The organism is Pseudomonas fortuita, assembly GCF_026898135.2.
Taxonomy (GTDB): domain Bacteria; phylum Pseudomonadota; class Gammaproteobacteria; order Pseudomonadales; family Pseudomonadaceae; genus Aquipseudomonas; species Aquipseudomonas fortuita.
On record NZ_CP114035.2, the window covers coordinates 5,676,746 to 5,694,652 of the forward strand.

The 17,907-nt window shown below is 60.7% G+C and carries 14 protein-coding genes; 4 read left to right on the forward strand and 10 right to left on the reverse strand.

Annotated features, from left to right (window positions below):
- Window positions 1-132 precede the first annotated feature (132 nt).
- A complete protein-coding gene (locus OZ911_RS25995) occupies window positions 133-1,269 on the reverse strand; it encodes a branched-chain amino acid ABC transporter substrate-binding protein (protein ID WP_016489423.1) in 1,137 nt (378 codons plus the stop codon).
- A gap of 469 nt (window positions 1,270-1,738) precedes the next feature.
- Here OZ911_RS25995 and pncB point away from each other — a divergent pair, with 469 nt between their 5' ends.
- Together pncB and nadE are read left to right on the forward strand one after the other, a co-directional pair.
- The gene (gene pncB / locus OZ911_RS26000) at window positions 1,739-2,944 is read left to right on the forward strand and encodes a nicotinate phosphoribosyltransferase (RefSeq protein ID WP_016489424.1); all 1,206 of its coding nucleotides are present in this window, start codon (window positions 1,739-1,741) and stop codon (window positions 2,942-2,944) included.
- Between the two features lie 3 nt (window positions 2,945-2,947).
- Window positions 2,948-3,775, forward strand: a complete 828-nt coding sequence (gene nadE, locus OZ911_RS26005) for an NAD(+) synthase (RefSeq protein ID WP_016489425.1) — start codon at window positions 2,948-2,950, stop codon at window positions 3,773-3,775.
- A gap of 114 nt (window positions 3,776-3,889) precedes the next feature.
- Here nadE and azu read toward each other — a convergent pair whose 3' ends face one another.
- A complete protein-coding gene (azu, locus tag OZ911_RS26010) occupies window positions 3,890-4,339 on the reverse strand; it encodes an azurin (RefSeq protein ID WP_024717363.1) in 450 nt (149 codons plus the stop codon).
- A 349-nt stretch (window positions 4,340-4,688) separates the two neighbouring features.
- On the opposite strand from azu, the gene OZ911_RS26015 reads away from it, so the two are divergent.
- Window positions 4,689-5,276, forward strand: a complete 588-nt coding sequence (locus tag OZ911_RS26015) for a cytokinin riboside 5'-monophosphate phosphoribohydrolase (RefSeq protein WP_016489428.1) — start codon at window positions 4,689-4,691, stop codon at window positions 5,274-5,276.
- A gap of 128 nt (window positions 5,277-5,404) precedes the next feature.
- Here OZ911_RS26015 and OZ911_RS26020 read toward each other — a convergent pair whose 3' ends face one another.
- Window positions 5,405-7,705: a YgiQ family radical SAM protein gene (locus OZ911_RS26020; RefSeq protein ID WP_031311556.1), complete on the reverse strand. Its 2,301-nt coding sequence runs from the start codon at window positions 7,703-7,705 to the stop codon at window positions 5,405-5,407.
- A 1,156-nt stretch (window positions 7,706-8,861) separates the two neighbouring features.
- On the opposite strand from OZ911_RS26020, the gene OZ911_RS26025 reads away from it, so the two are divergent.
- On the forward strand, window positions 8,862-10,466 hold the full coding sequence (locus OZ911_RS26025; protein ID WP_023046913.1) for an ATP-binding cassette domain-containing protein: 1,605 nt from the start codon (window positions 8,862-8,864) through the stop codon (window positions 10,464-10,466).
- A 171-nt stretch (window positions 10,467-10,637) separates the two neighbouring features.
- Here OZ911_RS26025 and dnaB read toward each other — a convergent pair whose 3' ends face one another.
- From dnaB to rnr, 7 genes are all read right to left on the reverse strand, one after another.
- Window positions 10,638-12,035, reverse strand: a complete 1,398-nt coding sequence (gene dnaB / locus OZ911_RS26030) for a replicative DNA helicase (RefSeq protein ID WP_023046912.1) — start codon at window positions 12,033-12,035, stop codon at window positions 10,638-10,640.
- A gap of 113 nt (window positions 12,036-12,148) precedes the next feature.
- Window positions 12,149-12,595 carry a 50S ribosomal protein L9 gene (gene rplI, locus OZ911_RS26035; RefSeq protein WP_012316464.1) on the reverse strand — a complete coding sequence of 149 codons (447 nt, stop codon included), beginning with the start codon at window positions 12,593-12,595 and terminating at the stop codon, window positions 12,149-12,151.
- A 20-nt stretch (window positions 12,596-12,615) separates the two neighbouring features.
- Entirely contained in the window at window positions 12,616-13,479 is an 864-nt protein-coding gene (locus OZ911_RS26040) for a hypothetical protein (RefSeq protein ID WP_016489435.1), read from the reverse strand.
- A gap of 33 nt (window positions 13,480-13,512) precedes the next feature.
- Complete coding sequence (gene rpsR, locus OZ911_RS26045; RefSeq protein ID WP_003249563.1) at window positions 13,513-13,743, reverse strand: 30S ribosomal protein S18; 231 nt, start codon at window positions 13,741-13,743, stop codon at window positions 13,513-13,515.
- Between the two features lie 28 nt (window positions 13,744-13,771).
- Window positions 13,772-14,197, reverse strand: a complete 426-nt coding sequence (gene rpsF, locus OZ911_RS26050; RefSeq protein ID WP_003249557.1) for a 30S ribosomal protein S6 — start codon at window positions 14,195-14,197, stop codon at window positions 13,772-13,774.
- Between the two features lie 303 nt (window positions 14,198-14,500).
- Window positions 14,501-15,247, reverse strand: coding sequence for a 23S rRNA (guanosine(2251)-2'-O)-methyltransferase RlmB (gene rlmB, locus OZ911_RS26055; RefSeq protein WP_016489436.1), 747 nt, complete (start codon window positions 15,245-15,247; stop codon window positions 14,501-14,503).
- A complete protein-coding gene (gene rnr / locus OZ911_RS26060) occupies window positions 15,244-17,829 on the reverse strand; it encodes a ribonuclease R (protein WP_070086515.1) in 2,586 nt (861 codons plus the stop codon). Before rnr ends, rlmB begins: the two co-directional genes overlap by 4 nt.
- Between the last annotated feature and the right edge of the window lie 78 nt (window positions 17,830-17,907).

A 17,907-nucleotide genomic window follows, 5' to 3' on the forward strand; every position in this document is an offset into this window, starting at 1 on the left:
ATTGCACGAGCGCCGACCACGGCGCGGGCCACCGGTGCGGGGCCCTCGCAGCGCAGAACTGTGCAGATCTACGAATAAAGACAGGTACCGCGGGGCTTGGGCCCGAGCATCAGCCCGGGCCATGGGCCGTTATTATTTTTGTTTTTCCAGCTGGTGGTATTTACCGTCTTTGTCCCATTGGTAGACCACGTAGTCGGACACGGTCAGGTCACCCTTTCTGTCCCACTTCTTCTCGCCCATGACGGTCTTGACGGAGTTGGCTTTCAGCCACTTGGCCGCGTCTTCGCCCTTGTTCGACTTGGCGCCGTTGAACGCAGCGGCCAAGGCTTCCAGCGAGGCGTAGGCGTAGAGGGTGTAGCCTTCAGGTTCGGTACCGGCCTTGCGGAACTCCTCCACCACCGCTTTGCTGTCTGGCAGCAGGCGCGGGTCGGCGCCAAAGGTCATGTACACGCCATCGACGTATTGCGCGCCGCCAGCGGTGGACACCAGTTCGTCGGTGACGATGCCATCATCGGACATGAACTTGACGTCCTTCAGGCCCTGCTCGCGCAACTGGCGTACCAGCGGGCCAGCCTCTGGGTGCAGGCCGCCGAAGTAGACCACATCGGCACCGGTGGAGCGGATCTTGGTAACCACGGCGCTGAAGTCTTTTTCGCCACGGGTCAGGCCTTCGTACAGCACAGGCTTCACGCCGCGTTTCTCCAGCTGCGCCTTGGTCGCGTCGGCCAGGCCCTGGCCGTAAGTGTCCTTGTCGTGCAGCACCGCGACTTTCTTGCCCTTGAGCACATCGACGATGTAGTCGCCGGCGACAATGCCCTGCTGGTCGTCACGGCCGCACATGCGGAACATGGCGCTGAGGCCGCGTTCGGTCACCTGTGGGTTGGTCGAGCCCGGGGTAATGGCGATGATGCCCGCTTCGTCATACACCTCAGACGCCGGAATGGTGTTGGAAGAACAGAAGTGGCCCACTACGCCGATCACCTTGTCCTGATCGGCCAGGCGGTTGGCCACAGCCACGGCCTGCTTTGGTTCGCAGGCGTCATCGCCTTTGACCAGGACGATTTTCTCGCCGTTGACGCCACCGGCTGCGTTGATCTTGTCGGCCGCTGCCTGCGCACCTTTCATGTACTGCTCGCCAAACGCTGCGTTAGCCCCGGTCATCGGGCCCGCTACACCGATCTTGACGTCGGCCTGAACATACGAAGAAACACCCAGGGCCGTAGCTACGGCCAGTGCCAGGAAACCTTTCTTGTAAAACGTCTGCGACATGAGGTGGTGCTCCTAGAGTTTTTTTTGGTTGGCACTACAACTTCTCAACCCTGTGCTCAGAGCAAGGGCCGTGCCATCGGTTTTGTCTTCCGGGAAAACACACTGCGCAGGTGCACTGCAGGCGACCGACGGCCTTTTCTTTATTGAGCGTGCAACCGTCTGCTGCGCGGCAGGCGCCACCACACGTACAGACAAGGAGCAACCGCCATGTGCCATCATTGCAACCCTGGCAAGTGTTTACGTGCAACCGCCCTGTAACAGCGGACGTCACCGAAGTGCACACCGCTGGTGCGCGACTGCTACAGGCGGCACCGTTTCAAGGCTAGCCGGTGCACGGAAAAACACCTCTGTTTTGGCAGATACGCAGCCCTTTGGGAGCCGGTTCACCCGCGAAGAGGCCAGCCCAGACACATCAAGGCCCAAAAGGCTGGCACAATGTCGGCCATTCGCCGCTTCCGGAGCCCCCTTGATGAGCGAAAGCGCATTCGCCGAGCGCATCGTGCACAACCTGCTCGACACCGACTTCTACAAACTCACCATGATGCAGGGCGTGCTGCACAATTACCCGGACGCCGACGTCGAATGGGAATTCCGCTGCCGCAACGGCGAGGACCTGCGCCCTTACCTGGGCGAGATCCGCAACCAGCTCGAACTGCTCAGCGACCTCACCCTGGATGATGGCCAACTGGCCTTTCTTGAACGCATCAGTTTCCTCAAGCCCGACTTCCTGCGTTTTCTGCGCCTGTTCCGCTTCAACCTGCGTTACGTGCGCGTCGGCGTTGAAAACGACCAGCTGTTCCTGCGCCTGAAAGGCCCATGGCTGCATGTGATCCTGTTCGAAGTGCCGCTGCTGGCCATCATCAGCGAAGTGCGCAACCGCCATCTGCACCCGCATATGCGCCTGGCCGAAGCGCGCGACCAGCTGTACCGCAAGTTCGACTGGCTGCGTGCGCATGCCAGTGATGACGAACTGGCCGAACTGCAGGTCGCCGACTTCGGCACCCGTCGGCGCTTTTCCAGCCGCGTGCAGGAAGAAGTGGTTCGCGTGCTGCGCGATGACTTCCCCGCCCGCTTCGTCGGCACCAGCAACGTCGACCTGGCATGGAAACTGGATGTCAAGCCGCTGGGCACCATGGCCCATGAATGGTTCATGGCCCACCAGCAGCTCGGCCCACGGCTGATCGACAGCCAGATCGCCGCACTGGACTGCTGGGTACGCGAGTACCGCGGCCTGCTTGGCATCGCCCTGACCGACTGCATCACCATGGATGCCTTCCTCGGCGATTTCGACCTGTACTTCGCCAAGCTGTTCGATGGCCTGCGCCACGATTCGGGCGAGCCAATCGCCTGGGCAGAAAAGGCCATAGCCCATTACCAGAAACTGGGGATCGACCCGATGACCAAGACCCTGGTGTTTTCCGACGGCCTCAACCTGACCCGCTCGCTGGAGATTTTCCGTGCCCTGCGCGGTCGCATCAACGTCAGCTTTGGCATTGGCACCAACCTGACATGCGACATACCGGGTGTGGCCCCAATGAGCATCGTGCTTAAAATGACCGACTGCAACGGCGCGCCAGTGGCCAAGATCTCGGATGAATCAGCCAAGACCCAGTGCCGTGACGAAAACTTCGTCGCCTACATGCGTCACGTATTCAAAGTCCCCAGCAAGGAGTAACCCATGCAAGCGGTTCAGCAAGAGATTGCCCAGGCACTGAAGGTACAGCCGCCGTTCGCCGACACCGCCGCGCTCGAGGCCGAAGTCGCCCGCCGCGTGGCCTTCATCAAGGACTGCCTGGCCAATGCCCGGCTCAAGACCCTGGTGCTGGGCATCAGCGGTGGTGTCGACTCGCTGACTGCCGCCTTGCTCGCCCAGCGCGCCGTGAATGAATTGCGCGCAGAAACCGGCGACAAGGCATACACCTTCATTGCCGTGCGCCTGCCCTACCAGGTGCAGCATGACGAGCATGACGCCCAGGCGTGCCTGGACGTGATCAAGGCCGATGAAGTGCACACCGTGGATATCGCCCCGGCAGTGCGGGCATTGGCCGCTGAAGTAGTGGAATTGAAGAACGGCTCGCCGACGCTTGTGGACTTCGTGGTGGGCAACGTCAAGGCACGTACCCGCATGGTTGCCCAGTACACCATCGCCGGGGCCCGCGCGGGCCTGGTGATCGGTACCGACCACGCCGCCGAGGCGGTAATGGGCTTCTTTACCAAGTTTGGTGATGGTGCCTGCGACCTGGCGCCCCTGAGCGGGCTGGTGAAGAACCAGGTACGGGCGATTGCGCGCAGCTTTGGCGCACCGGAGTCACTGGTGGAGAAGGTGCCGACGGCGGACCTTGAAGACCTGGAGCCGGGCAAGCCGGACGAAGCATCCCATGGCGTGACCTACCAGCAGATCGACGCCTTCCTGCATGGGTTGCCGGTTGATCAGGCGGCATTCGACATCATCGTCGCCACCTACCGCAAGACCCAGCACAAGCGCGAACTGCCGTTCGCCCCATAAAAGCTTCGCGGGCACGCCCGCTCCCACAGGATTTTCACTGCCCTTGAAGACAGTGCTTACCCTGTGGGAGCGGGCGTGCCCGCGAATAGGCCCGAGAGGCCTACACAGCTGTCATTACTTGACTACAACCTTGCCTTTCATCATCGAGATGTGGCCCGGGAAGGTGCAGAAGAAGCTGTAGTCACCACCGGCCTCCAGCTTGGAAGTGTCGAACTTCACTTCGGTCTCTTTTTCTGGTGCGCCGATCATCGCAGTGTGGGCGATGATGTTGGCGTTATCTTCCTTCAGGTAGCCTTTTTCGATGCCCTGAGTCATGCCTTCAGTGGCAATGCCCTGCATGTCGGCAGTCTTGCTGATCACCAGGTTGTGGCCCATGACGTTCTTAGGCAGGTTGCCGGAGTGGGTCAGTTTGACGGTGAATTCCTTGCAGCTCTTGTCGACGGTGAATTCTTTGCTGGTGTAGGACATCTGGTCCGTCGATTCAACAGTCACCGAGCATTCGGCTGCAAAGACAGAGGCGCTGGCGAGGGTCAGCAGGGATACCGCTACAGCTTTCGCAAACATCATGAATCTCCTTGGCAGGGTTTTATCAATTGCGAGACTGCCTGAAACCGTTCAGCCCCTTGCTGATATGGGTCAAGGGGGCGTCAACAGGCCAGCCAGTAGAATTGTTCAATGGATTGTATACAACCAATCTAAGAGCACATCATGCCCTTTTAATAGACGATGGGACAACCTCTCATTTAGGAGCAATACCAAATGCCCATCTCTGCATTTATCAACAGCCTGCTCGCCGCCTATGCCCACGGGGCAACGGGCGCCATCTGCGAATTCTCCCGCCCGGAATGAACGTGGCCTTGGAAGCGACGGGCATGCGCCGTACCCTGTCCACCTGAGTGACAGGAGATGAGCAATGCCCGTACGTTCCGTTTGTGTGTTCTGCGGCGCCAGCATCGGCGCCAACCCTGCCTACCGTGATGCTGCCATCGCGCTTGGCCAGGCCATCGCGCGTCGCGGCCTGACCCTGGTCTATGGCGGCGGTGCGGTCGGCCTGATGGGCACCGTTGCCGACGCGGCCATGGCGGCCGGTGGCGAAGTGATCGGGATCATCCCCGAAAGCCTGATGAACGCCGAAATCGGCCACAAGGGCCTCAGCCGCCTGGAAGTGGTCGACGGCATGCATGCCCGCAAGGCACGCATGGCCGAGCTTAGCGATGCCTTCATCGCCCTGCCGGGTGGGCTGGGTACGCTGGAAGAATTGTTCGAGGTATGGACCTGGGGGCAACTGGGCTATCACGCCAAGCCGCTGGGGCTGCTGGATGTGAACGGCTTCTACGCGAAGCTGGGCGGGTTCCTCGACCATATCGTCGAAGAAGGCTTTGTGCGGCCGCAGCATCGGGCAATGTTGCTGCTGGGGCAGCAGCCAGACGCGCTGCTGGACGGGATGGACAGCTTTGTGGCGCCGGTGGTGCCGAAGTGGGTCGACAAGCAGCCTGATTAAAGCTGAGATTTTTGGGACCGCTTTGCGGTCCTTTCGCGGCACAAGGCCGCTCCTACAGGGAATCGCGGTTTCTTGTAGGAGCGGCCTTGTGCCGCGAAAGGGCTGCAAAGCAGCCCCAAATAGATCAATCAGCGCGGAATAACGGGCTGACGCGGCTTCTTGTTACCCTTGCCGCCCTTGGCTGCTTCCTTGCGTTCCTTGGCCGCCTGCTGGTTACGCGCAAACGCCTCGGCCTTGGCCTTCTCACGCTTGTCCCACGGCTTGCTGCCATCGCTGGCACGCGGTGGCAGGCCGGTGTGCTGGGTGAGGATCTTCTGCTCCTTGCCCACCTTGTGGCTGCCCGCTGGCGTCGAGTTCTTGCGACGCGCGCTCTGGTACGTGTCGGATTGCGGCTGGTGCAGCGGGATCAGCTGGTGCTTGCCCGGCCCAATCAGGTCGGCGCGGCCCATACGCTCCAGCGCTTCACGCAGCATCGGCCAGCCCTTCGGGTCGTGGTAGCGCAAGAACGCCTTGTGCAGGCGGCGTTGCTCGTCGCTCTTGACGATCTCCACCCCTTCACTCTTGTAGGTCACCTTGCGCAGCGGGTTCTTGCCCGAGTGGTACATGGCCGTGGCCGAGGCCATCGGCGACGGGTAGAACGCCTGGACCTGGTCGGCGCGGAAGCCGTTGCCCTTCAGCCACAGGGCCAGGTTCATCATGTCTTCGTCGGTGGTGCCCGGGTGCGCGGCGATGAAGTACGGGATCAGGTACTGCTCCTTGCCCGCCTCTTTCGAGTACTTCTCGAACATACGCTTGAAGCGGTCGTACGAGCCGATACCCGGCTTCATCATCTTGTCCAGCGGGCCACGCTCGGTGTGCTCCGGGGCAATCTTCAGGTAGCCGCCAACGTGGTGGGTAACCAGTTCCTTGACGTACTCTGGCGACTCCACGGCCAGGTCATAGCGCAGGCCCGAGGCGATCAGGATCTTCTTCACACCTGGCAAGGCACGGGCCTTGCGGTACAGCTCGATCAGCGAGCTGTGGTCGGTGTTGAGGTTTTCGCAGATACCCGGGAACACGCACGACGGCTTGCGGCAGTGCTTCTCGATTTCATGACTCTTGCAGGCGATGCGGTACATGTTGGCGGTCGGCCCGCCAAGGTCGGAGACCACGCCGGTGAAGCCCGGCACCTTGTCGCGCATTTCTTCGATCTCGTGCAGGATCGACTCGTGCGAGCGGTTCTGGATGATGCGGCCTTCGTGCTCGGTGATCGAGCAGAAGGTGCAGCCACCGAAGCAGCCACGCATGATGTTCACCGAGAAACGGATCATCTCGTAGGCCGGGATGCGCTCCTTGCCATAGGCCGGGTGCGGGACACGGGCGTAAGGCATGCCGAACACGTAGTCCATTTCTTCGGTGGTCATGGGGATGGGTGGCGGGTTGAACCACACATCCACTTCGCCATGCTTCTGCACCAGGGCGCGGGCGTTGCCCGGGTTGGTCTCCAGGTGCAGCACGCGGTTGGCGTGAGCATAGAGCACCGGGTCGTTACGTACCTTTTCGAACGATGGCAGGCGGATCACCGACTTTTCCCGGGTCACGGCCGGGCTGTCGAGAATCTGTACCACCTTGGCTTCGTTCGGGTCTTCCTGGTCGCCCTTGGCCTGCTCGATGGCGCAGGCCTGGGTGTCCTGGGTGTTGACGTACGGGTTGATGATCTTGTCGACGCGGCCTGGGCGGTCGATGCGGGTGGAGTCGATCTCGTACCAGCCCTGCGGGGTATCACGGCGCACGAACGCGGTGCCGCGGATGTCAGTGATGCTCTCGATCGTCTCGCCACTGGCCAGGCGCTGAGCCACTTCCACCACCGCACGCTCGGCGTTGCCGAAGAGCAGGATGTCGGCGCTGGCGTCGATCAGGATCGAATGGCGGACCTTGTCCTGCCAGTAATCGTAGTGGGCGATGCGGCGCAGCGAAGCCTCGATGCCGCCGAGTACGATCGGCACATGCTTGTAGGCTTCCTTGCAGCGCTGGCTGTACACCAGGCTGGCGCGGTCCGGTCGGCTGCCGGCCAGGCCACCAGGGGTGTAGGCGTCGTCGGAACGGATCTTCTTGTCGGCGGTGTAGCGGTTGATCATGGAGTCCATGTTGCCTGCGGCCACGCCGAAGAACAGGTTCGGCTCGCCAAGCTTCATGAAGTCGTCTTTCGACTGCCAGTTTGGCTGGGCAATGATGCCCACGCGAAAGCCCTGGGCTTCCAGCAGACGGCCGATGATGGCCATGCCGAACGACGGATGGTCGACGTAGGCGTCCCCGGTCACGATGATGATGTCGCAGGAATCCCAGCCGAGCAGATCCATCTCCTCCCTGCTCATCGGCAGGAAAGGTGCTGGCCCGAAGCATTCGGCCCAGTACTTGGGATAGTCGTAGAGTGGTTTGGCTGCTTGCATGTCAGTGACCGGTTCTGGTGTGCAGGGAAATCGCGGGCGCGGAATATAGCACAAATTTTGACCAAATCCGACTGTCTTCGTGGGGATTGGTGGGTTGGGCGACGGTTGGGTGTAGGCTGCCAGGTGCTGGGCTTGGGGCTTGTGATGAGGTCGCCAAGTGTTCGCCGCAGCAGTTTCAGCGCCTGTGAGATCGAGCGCCGCCCGCGCGGCGCTTCGCGGGGCAAGCCCGCTCCCACATTTGTTTCGGGCCAGTTATTCCTGAGCAATAGCCGCGCACACCCCGGGTGCATGGCTGAAGAGTGATTAAGAGCAGCGATGCAACCTTCAATATCGAAGGAAACAAACGAGGCGGCCAGCGGTGGACTCACAGAAGGGGCTGGCCCGAAAAAGATGTGGGAGCGGGCTTGCCCCGCGAAGCGCCGCGCGGGCGGCGCTCGATCTCATAGGCGCTGAAACTGCTGTGGCGAACACCTGTCAGCCCTCATGCGTCGCGGGCACGCCCGCTCCCACAGGTACTGTGCAAGCCTGAAAGCTGTGGTGTCTTGTGGGAGCGGGTTCACCCGCGAAAGGGCCCGGCCAGACGCACTATCAATCAAGCCTTACGGTGGGCATTCGGCCTGAATAGAGCTGTGTTCAAGGAGTGGGGATCGAGGGGTGGATCGGGGATAATTTTCAGCATGCTACAGCTCTCTGTAGATTCACACAGAGCCGCACTCATGACTTGCAGTGTGATGGGTGGCGGTCACGTACGGGTCTGCAAGACCGGACAGAGAACGAAAACCTCCCGCACGCAGCCACCATCAAGCGAGCCCGATGGCGCGTGCCATTGGCTTGCGGTGAACAACATTCGTTCCTGATCGGGCTTGTAGGCCCGGTCGCTGTTTTTACAACGACAGGGCCAGACTAGGCCGCCCAGAAAACCACCGCAATGGTGTAAAGGCCGTAGGAAGCTATTTCAGAAATGGCCTACGCGCAACGGGAAAAATCTGATCATGTCCTGCCAAACAGCGCCAGCCGGATACATTTCCAAACTCTTGGCAGGCAGACAACCAGCCGGACTTGTTGAAAGATACGCCCTTCCAGCAACACACCATTCCACAGCCTCTCTAGCCAATCAGGCCCGGCATCCACCTCCTGCAGAACGCACGCAAGGCATATGCATATCTATCGAGGAATCATCGCAGCTCTGAGCGCAACACTAGTGTTGAAAGTCGCGACCGTCGTACCAGCCCTGATCCTGGCTGACATTATCGACAACCTGTCCACATCGGCCTCGTCTTCATTCATTCTGCTCGGTGCCTTCATATGCCTTGTCGCGCTACAAGCCTCGTTGACCCCTTTGCAAGCCTGGTGCCTGGCGCGGCTCTGCCAAGAGCGCGTGAAGCAGCTTTCGATGCGCTGGTGCCGAGGGTTGCTGGACAAACGCTTCGAGGCTTATGGACAACTCCATGGCGGGACCTTGGTAAAGGTACTGGATAGAGGAATAACGGCCCAGGAACGATGGCTAGGCTTTCTGATTGGCTCAGCATGGCCGGTACTGGCCGAAGCGGTGGTGCTGGTCACACTGTTCGCATACCTCGGGGCTACTTCGGTATTAATCGGCCTCATCCCCTTGAGCTTGGCATATCTATGGGCCAACGATCGCCTGATACGCTGGCGTAGGCCTCATATCGAGGCCGTAAACTCGCGAGAGGATGAACTGGCGGAACAATGGGTGGATACCTTCGCCAGCGCGGCAACGGTCAAACTGGAAAGGGCTGAGGATGCGGCAATGCTCCCGGTCAACCAGACACTCTCGGACTATGCCGATTCAGCAGTGCGGGTAGCCCGCAGCGGGGGTTGGCTTCAGGGCTTGCGTACCCTGTTCATTGGCCTGGGCAGTGGTGGTGTGCTGTTGTGGGGCATCCATGATCAATCCCAGGCAACGCCGCATCTGAGCCTGGGCGAGCTTGTTGCCCTCATTACGCTGGTGACTGGGTTGCTCGCAAGCGTTGCACAACTGGCGGAAGCCTGGCGGGTACTCGACCAGTTCCGGCTCGACAAACGCAAGCTCGAACACTGGCTCCAACTCCCAGTGTTCGGCCCGACAGACTCCATGGAGGCAGAGCCCTTGGATGAAAACGCAGGGCTTCGCATCACACCCTGCCAACTCAGCGCTCGAAATGCGCTGCAACTGCTGATCAATGAGCCCTTGGTAATACGGGCAGGAGAACGAGTCGCGCTGGTCGGGCCCAGCGGGTGTGGTAAATCGACACTTCTGCATGCGCTCGCAGGAACGGTATTCCAGTTGCGCAAGCACGTTCACTTGTATGGCAGAAGCCTGGCTGCGCTCGAGGGGTGTGAGCAGTTCAGTCGTTTACGACTCTGCCCTCAGGATGCGCATTTCATACCCGGCCCCCTGTCCCGCGCAGTGCTGTTCGAACATGCTCATGATCGCGCTCAGATCGAACAATGGCTTGAGCGACTGGGCTTGAGCAAAGACTGGTACGAACTTGATCTGGATGCACGCGCAGAATCCATTTCGGGTGGCGAGGCGCGCAGGCTGACGTTGCTGCGGGTACTTAACCAGCCTGGCGATTTCAATTTCTTTGACGAGCCTACAAGCGGCCTAGATGCCGGATCGGCAGAGCAGACCTGGGATCTGCTGTTCGAAACACTCCACGGGAAGGGGCTGATCTGCGTTACTCATGATCAAAGTGCCCTGTCGCGATTTGATCGGGTAATCACGATGAGCGAAGGGCGGATTGTCAGTCAGTGCTAAAAGCCACGTTTCTTTAATCGGGGCCGCTTTGCGGCCCATCGCCGGCAAGCCAGACTCCCACGGGTACGGTGCAAAGCTTGAGATTTACGCCGTACCTGTGGGAGCCTGGCTTGCCGGCGATGGGCGGCGCAGCAGCACCAAAAGTCTTGAACCACTTATGACTTACTGGCGTTATTCGTCATCGTCGAAGTTGTACATGCCCGGCGCAAGGTTCTCGAAGCGGGTGTACTTGCCGATAAATGCCAGGCGTACGAAACCGATAGGGCCGTTACGCTGTTTACCGATGATGATTTCCGCAATCCCCTTGTGCTCGGTCTCGGGGTGATAAACCTCGTCCCGGTACACGAACATGATCACGTCGGCGTCCTGCTCGATTGCACCCGATTCACGCAAGTCGGAGTTCACCGGGCGTTTGTTGGGGCGCTGTTCCAGGGAGCGGTTCAGCTGCGACAGGGCGATGACCGGGCAGTTGAACTCCTTGGCCAGGGCCTTGAGCGAGCGGGAGATTTCGGAAATTTCGTTGGTGCGGTTGTCACCGGAAGAGCCCGGAATCTGCATCAGCTGCAGGTAGTCGACCATGATCATGCCGATTTCGCCATGCTCACGCGCCAGACGACGCGTGCGCGCACGCATTTCCGACGGGCTGATGCCGGCAGTATCGTCGATGAACAGCTTGCGGTCGTTGAGCAGGTTGACTGCGGAGGTAAGCCGCGGCCAGTCGTCGTCGTCCAGTTGGCCTGAACGCACCTTGGTCTGGTCGATACGGCCCAACGACGACAGCATACGCATGATCAGCGATTCACCTGGCATCTCGAGGGAGAACACCAGCACCGCCTTTTCGCTGCGCAGAACGGCGTTTTCCACCAGGTTCATGGCGAAGGTGGTTTTACCCATCGACGGACGACCGGCGACAATGATCAAATCGGCTGCCTGCAGGCCGCTGGTTTTCTCGTCCAGGTCGGTGTAGCCAGTAGAAATACCGGTGATATCACTGTCGGAGTTGAACAGCGTATCGATGCGGTCGATGGCCATGGTCAACAGCTCGTTGACGCCTACCGGGCCGCCGGTCTTTGGCCGTGCTTCGGCGATCTGGAAGATCTGCCGCTCGGCATCGTCGAGAATCTCTGCAGCGTTGCGCCCCTGCGGGTTGAACGCGTTGTCGGCGATGTCGGAACTGATGCTGATCAGCTGGCGCAGTGTGGCCCGTTCGCGAATGATCGCGGCGTAGGCCTTGATGTTGGCCACCGACGGGGTGTTCTTGGCCAGCTCGGCCAGGTAAGCCAGGCCGCCTACCTGCGAGGACAGGCCTTCCTTGTCCAACTGCTCGTGCAGGGTCACCACGTCAAATGGCTGGTTGGCATCGGCCAACTTGTGCACGGCGCGGAAGATCAGCCGGTGGTCATGCCGGTAGAAATCGCCGTCCGACACCTGGTCCAGCACCCGCTCCCAGGCCTCATTGTCCAGCATCAGGCCACCGAGCACGGCCTGTTCGGCCTCGATGGAATGCGGCGGCACCTTCAGGGCGGCGGTTTGCAGGTCAAGCTGTTCGGAGGTTGTGATCTCGTTCATGGCCACGAAAGAATTCTGGAGGATGAAAAAGACAAAGGGCACGGCCTGTATAAAACAGGACCGTGCCCGATGTTAACCGCCTGACTCGCAAGGAGCCAGCCAGTTAGCGCAGCTTAGGCAGCTACGACAACCACACGTACGGTGGCTTCAACGTCGCTGTGCAGGTGCACGGCTACGTCGTATTCGCCAACCTGACGGATGGTGCCGTTCGGCAGACGAACTTCAGCCTTGGCCACTTCAACGCCGGAGGCGGTCAGGGCGTCAGCGATGTCGTGGGTGCCGATCGAACCGAACAGCTTGCCTTCGTCGCCAGCGGTGGCAGTGATGGTCACTTCCAGCTCGGCCAGTTGGGCAGCGCGGCTTTCAGCCGACGATTTACGGTCAGCAGCTGCTTTTTCCAGCTCGGCGCGACGCTCTTCGAACGCAGCCAGGTTGGCGGCGTTGGCAACGGTGGCCTTGCCGAATGGCAGCAGGAAGTTACGGCCGTAACCAGCCTTAACTTTTACTTTGTCGCCCAGGTTGCCCAGGTTAGCGACTTTTTCCAGCAGGATCAGTTCCATTTGGTAAAACCTCTTAACTTTTAACCTTCACCGTTCGCGGAGTCATTCCCCTTGGGGGACTTGCGACCGCGAAAATCAATCAGGCTGTCGACAATGGCCAAAACCACCAGCAACGGATAAATCAGCTGCATGATCAGCGGCAACGTCACGTACATGCCCACCAGCCAGAAACCGGCCAGTCGGCCCTGTGCCACCAGCCCATGCATCAAAGCGATGCCGGCCAGTACCAGTACCAGGCTCGAAGCCGATGCCAGGATGATGAACTGCGGCCCGATAAACGGAGCCACCACCATCACTGCCACCAAGACCGCCATGGTCTGTTTTGGCAGCTTCAGCGCGCGAAACTCGCGACCGAAGCCTCCAGGGTTGTACAACGCTGCCTGCCAGTAGCGCGCCAGCACCAAGGCCAGCACACTGAACAATTGCACCGTCACTGCTGTGGAGGCGACCAGCACAGGGCGGATCAGCTCACCGGAGAGTACCGGCTGCCCCTCGATTTTCGGCATGGCTTCGGCAAACGCCTTGGCCAGCACATCGAAGGTTTGGGCCAGCGCCAGATCGAGCACGAGGCTGAAAGCCACGGCGAACACGGCACTGACCAGCAACACCCGGCTCCAGGGATGCTCGGCACGCAACATGGCGGCCAGGGCCAAGGCACCCGCAATCACCAGAAAGGTGATGGGATCACCCATGACCCACACGGCCAGACCCGCCAGCAGGCCGCCGGCGATGACCGTTGTAGCATCCTTGAACCCACGCCGCAGCAGCACAAGGCTGCAGGCAGCGGCACTCAACCAGAACAGCAGCGGCAGTACCGCGCTGATGACCACCACGAGGGTGGCCTGCACACGACCGCGCATGATGAAACTTGCTAACGCTCGCATGCTAATCCCTTACTGCTTGTCGACGACCCGGTCTCAGCGGCCGTGGCTGTCGGTGTAGGGCAGCAGGGCCAGGAAGCGGGCGCGCTTGATAGCGGTAGCCAGCTGACGCTGATAACGAGCTTTGGTACCGGTGATGCGGCTTGGAACGATCTTGCCGGTTTCGGATACGTAAGCTTTCAGGGTGTTGAGATCTTTGAAGTCGATCTCTTTCACGTCTTCAGCAGTGAAGCGGCAGAATTTACGACGACGGAAGAAACGTGCCATTTAATAGGCTCCTCTAAAGGTCCGTGGATTACTCGTCAGCGTTATCGCTGGAGTCGCTGTCATTGCTGTCGTCGCCTTCGGCGGAGTCAGCATGCTCAGGACGCTCACGACGCTCACGGCGCTCGCTGCGGTTTTCTTCAGCCTTCAGCATCTCGGACTGGCCGGTAACGGCTTCGTCGCGACGGATGACCAGGTTACGGATAACGGCATCGTTGTAGCGGAAGTTGTCTTCCAGCTCGGCCAGGGCCTTGCCGGTGCACTCAACGTTCAGCATCACGTAGTGAGCCTTGTGAACATTGTTGATTGCGTAGGCCAGTTGACGACGGCCCCAGTCTTCCAGGCGGTGGATTTTGCCACCGTCTTCTTCGATCAGCTTGGTGTAACGCTCAACCATGCCGCCGACTTGCTCGCTCTGGTCCGGGTGAACCAGGAAGATGATTTCGTAATGACGCATGAATGCTCCTTACGGGTTAGTAGTCTGCCAGCGAATCTGGTCAGACAAGGAGTGAATGACACTGTATGTCTTGCACGGAGGGGAGGCACATGTGCGCCTGCCAGCTCGGCAAGGGGCGCAATTGTAGAGAAGGCGTGGCGCACAAGCAAGGTAATTGGCGAATATTTGAACAGCCTGAAACATATTCACAGGCTACCGGCCCTTTCGCGGGTAAACCCGCTCCCACAGGGCCCCACTGCTTGTAAGCCAGTGAAAATCCTGTGGGAGCGGGCGTGCCCGCGAATGGCCCGCAACAGGGGAAGATCAGCGCTTGGCCTGACGCTGACGCACAGCCTCGAACAGGCAAACCCCGGTGGCCACCGAAACGTTCAGGCTGCTGACGCTACCGCCCATCGGCAACTTCACCAGGAAGTCGCAATGCTCGCGGGTCAGCCGGCGCATGCCTTTGCCTTCTGCGCCCATGATCATCACCAGAGGCCCGGTCAGATCTTGCTGGTAGATCTCCTGCTCAGCCTCGCCGGCGGTACCCACCACCCACAAGCCACGCTGCTGCAGCTTTTCCAGCGTGCGCGCGAGGTTGGTCACGGCCACCAGCGGAATCACCTCTGCCGCGCCGCAGGCCACCTTGCGCACAACAGGCGTAAGGGTTGCAGACTTGTCCTTGGGCACGAGCACCGCCGTGGCACCGGCCGCATCGGCGGTGCGCAGGCACGCGCCAAGGTTGTGCGGGTCGGTGACACCGTCCAGCACCAGGATCAGCGGTGGCGTTTCGGTGCGCTCAAGCAACTCCTCGAGCATCAATTCGCCCCACACCTGGCTTGGGCTCACCTCGGCGACAACACCCTGGTGAACGCCTTCGACCCAGGCATCCATCTCACGGCGCTCGGCCTGGCCAACCTGCACACGGTTTTCTGCAGCCAGCGCCAGCAGGGTCTGCAGGCGTGGCTCGCTGCGCCCTTCCGACAGCCAGATCTGCTTGACCCGCTTCGGATGGTGCTGCAGCAACGCCTGCACGGCGTGCACGCCGTAGATCTTTTCCAGCTGACTCATGACTTGCTCTTGCTCTTGCGTGGTGCACCGGACTTCGGCGGGCCTTTACGGTGCTTGGTCGGCTTGCCGGCGGGCTTGCCGCCTTTGTCCGACTTGCTGCTGGACGAGCTGCCGGTGCGGGCATCGCTCATCAGCGCCTTTTTCATTTCACGGCTTTTGCGCACTTCGGCGTTACGCTGCACGGCGTCTTTCGGGAAATACGCCTCGGAGGTTTCGCTCTTGCGGCTGCGCGGCTTCGGCGTGGCCCTGGCCTCGACCGGTGCTGGCTCGGGCTTGTCGGCTTTGTCGGCAGCCGACGCGGCGCCGCGCTGCTTGCGGCCGATTGGCGCAGCCAGCGTCTTGTCAGCCACTTCGAAGTCGATCTTGCGCTCGTCTAGGTCAACACGCATGACCTTGACTTCAATCGAGTCGCCCAGGCGGAAGCTGCGCCCGGTGCGCTCACCGGACAGGCGGTGATGGACCGGATCGAAGTGGTAGTAGTCGCCCGGCAGCGCACTGACGTGCACCAGGCCTTCCACATAGATGTCGGTCAGTTCGACGAACAGGCCGAAACCGGTCACCGCAGTAATCACACCGGGGAAGGTTTCGCCCACGCGATCCTTCATGTACTCGCACTTGAGCCAGTTGACCACGTCACGGGTGGCTTCATCAGCCCGGCGCTCGGTCATCGAGCACTGCTCGCCAAGCTGCTCGAGGGTGTTCTCGTCGTATGGGTAGATGCGCGCCTTTGGAATGCTCATGGCGCCGGCACGCTTGACGTGCGGGGTATCGACCTTGGAACGGATGATGCTGCGGATGGCGCGGTGCACCAGCAGGTCAGGGTAACGGCGGATCGGCGAGGTGAAGTGGGTGTACGCCTCGTAATTCAGCCCGAAGTGGCCGTTGTTCTCGGTGCTGTACACCGCCTGGCTCAGCGAGCGCAGCATGACTGTCTGGATCAGGTGGAAATCCGGGCGCCCGGCGATGCTCGCCAGCAGGGCCTGGTAATCCTTTGGCGACGGGTCCTTGCCCTTGTGCAGGCTCAGGCCCAGCTCGCCAAGGAAGGCACGCAGTTTTTCCAGGCGCTCCGGCGGCGGGCCGTCGTGCACGCGGTACAGTGCAGGCACGCCGTGCTTTTGCAGGAACTCGGCGGTGGCCACGTTGGCCGCCAGCATGCATTCCTCGATCAGCTTGTGGGCTTCGTTACGCACGGTCGGGCGAATTTCCGCAATTTTGCGCTCATCGCCGAAGATAATGCGGGTTTCCTGGGTTTCGAAGTCGATCGCACCCCGGGTGTGACGGGCATCCAACAGCACCTTGTACAGGTTGTACAGGTTCTTCAGGTCAGGCACGACCGCCTTGTACTCCTCGCGCAGCGCCTTGCCCTCACGGGTGCGGGCGTGCTCGAGCATGCTGCTGACCTTGTTGTAGGTCAGGCGGGCGTGGGAGTGGATGACACCTTCGTAGAACTGGTAGTCGACCATCTGGCCGGCTTTGTTCATGGTCATCTCACAGACCATGGCCAAGCGGTCGACGTGCGGGTTCAGCGAGCACAGGCCGTTGGACAGCTCTTCGGGGAGCATCGGCACCACACGCTCGGGGAAGTACACCGAGTTGCCGCGCTGCTGGGCCTCGACGTCCAGGGCCGAGCCCAGGCGCACGTAGCTGGACACGTCGGCGATGGCCACATACAGGCGCCAGCCACCGGAGAACAGGCGCAGTTTGCCCAGCGGCTCGCAATAGACAGCGTCATCGAAGTCGCGGGCGTCCTCACCGTCGATGGTGACGAATGGCAAATGACGCAGGTCGACACGCTTCTCTTTGTCTTTCTCTTCGACTTCAGAGCGGAACTTGCGCGCTTCCTTGACCACATCATCGGGCCAGACATGCGGGATGTCGTAGCTACGCAAGGCAACGTCGATTTCCATGCCCGGCGCCATGTAGTTGCCGATGACTTCTACCACATCGCCTTGCGGCTGGAAGCGCGGCGTTGGCCAGTGGGTGATCTTGATCTCGACGAACTGGCCGATCTTGGCACCACCGTTACGCCCGGCGGTCACCAGCACTTCTTGCTGGATCTTCGGGTTGTCCGGGGTTACGTAGCCGATGCCGCCTTCTTCAAAGTAACGGCCGACCACGCTTTCGTGGGCACGGGAAATGACCTCGACGATCACGCCTTCACGGCGCCCACGGCGGTCGGTACCCGACACGCGCGCCAGTGCGCGGTCGCCATCGAAGGCCAGGCGCATTTGCGACGGGCTGAGGAACAGGTCATCGCTGCCATCATCGGGGATGAGGAAACCAAACCCATCGCGGTGGCCGGAGATACGGCCGCAGATCAGGTCGAGCTTATCCACCGGGGCATAAGTGCCGCGCCGGGTATAGATAAGCTGGCCGTCGCGCTCCATGGCACGCAGACGGCGACGGAGGGCTTCGATCTGGTCTTCTTCATACAGACCAAACTCTTTCGCCAGTTCCTCGCGCGCAGCGGGCTCGCCACGGTCGGCAAGGCGTTGCAGGATCAGCTCACGGCTGGGAATGGGGTTGTCATATTTTTCCGCTTCGCGAGCGGCCTCGGGATCGAGGGATTGCCAATCGGCCATCAGAAGGGGTTCACCTTGGGGTATATAGATATGAATTCTGGCATAGGCCTATTGAAACCGGAAATGTCTGCCTTGGAC

Excerpts from the sequence above, each read along its gene's own strand:
- OZ911_RS25995 (WP_016489423.1), bottom strand. The coding sequence starts at position 1,269 with ATGTCGCAGACGTTTTACAAGAAAGGTTTCCTGGCACTGGCCGTAGCT.
- OZ911_RS26025 (WP_023046913.1), top strand. The coding sequence starts at position 8,862 with ATGCATATCTATCGAGGAATCATCGCAGCTCTGAGCGCAACACTAGTG.
- OZ911_RS26020 (WP_031311556.1), bottom strand. The coding sequence starts at position 7,705 with ATGCAAGCAGCCAAACCACTCTACGACTATCCCAAGTACTGGGCCGAA.
- dnaB (WP_023046912.1), bottom strand. The coding sequence starts at position 12,035 with ATGAACGAGATCACAACCTCCGAACAGCTTGACCTGCAAACCGCCGCC.
- pncB (WP_016489424.1), top strand. The coding sequence starts at position 1,739 with ATGAGCGAAAGCGCATTCGCCGAGCGCATCGTGCACAACCTGCTCGAC.
- OZ911_RS26015 (WP_016489428.1), top strand. The coding sequence starts at position 4,689 with ATGCCCGTACGTTCCGTTTGTGTGTTCTGCGGCGCCAGCATCGGCGCC.
- azu (WP_024717363.1), bottom strand. The coding sequence starts at position 4,339 with ATGTTTGCGAAAGCTGTAGCGGTATCCCTGCTGACCCTCGCCAGCGCC.
- rlmB (WP_016489436.1), bottom strand. The coding sequence starts at position 15,247 with ATGAGTCAGCTGGAAAAGATCTACGGCGTGCACGCCGTGCAGGCGTTG.
- rpsR (WP_003249563.1), bottom strand. The coding sequence starts at position 13,743 with ATGGCACGTTTCTTCCGTCGTCGTAAATTCTGCCGCTTCACTGCTGAA.
- rplI (WP_012316464.1), bottom strand. The coding sequence starts at position 12,595 with ATGGAACTGATCCTGCTGGAAAAAGTCGCTAACCTGGGCAACCTGGGC.
- rpsF (WP_003249557.1), bottom strand. The coding sequence starts at position 14,197 with ATGCGTCATTACGAAATCATCTTCCTGGTTCACCCGGACCAGAGCGAG.
- OZ911_RS26040 (WP_016489435.1), bottom strand. The coding sequence starts at position 13,479 with ATGCGAGCGTTAGCAAGTTTCATCATGCGCGGTCGTGTGCAGGCCACC.
- rnr (WP_070086515.1), bottom strand. The coding sequence starts at position 17,829 with ATGGCCGATTGGCAATCCCTCGATCCCGAGGCCGCTCGCGAAGCGGAA.
- nadE (WP_016489425.1), top strand. The coding sequence starts at position 2,948 with ATGCAAGCGGTTCAGCAAGAGATTGCCCAGGCACTGAAGGTACAGCCG.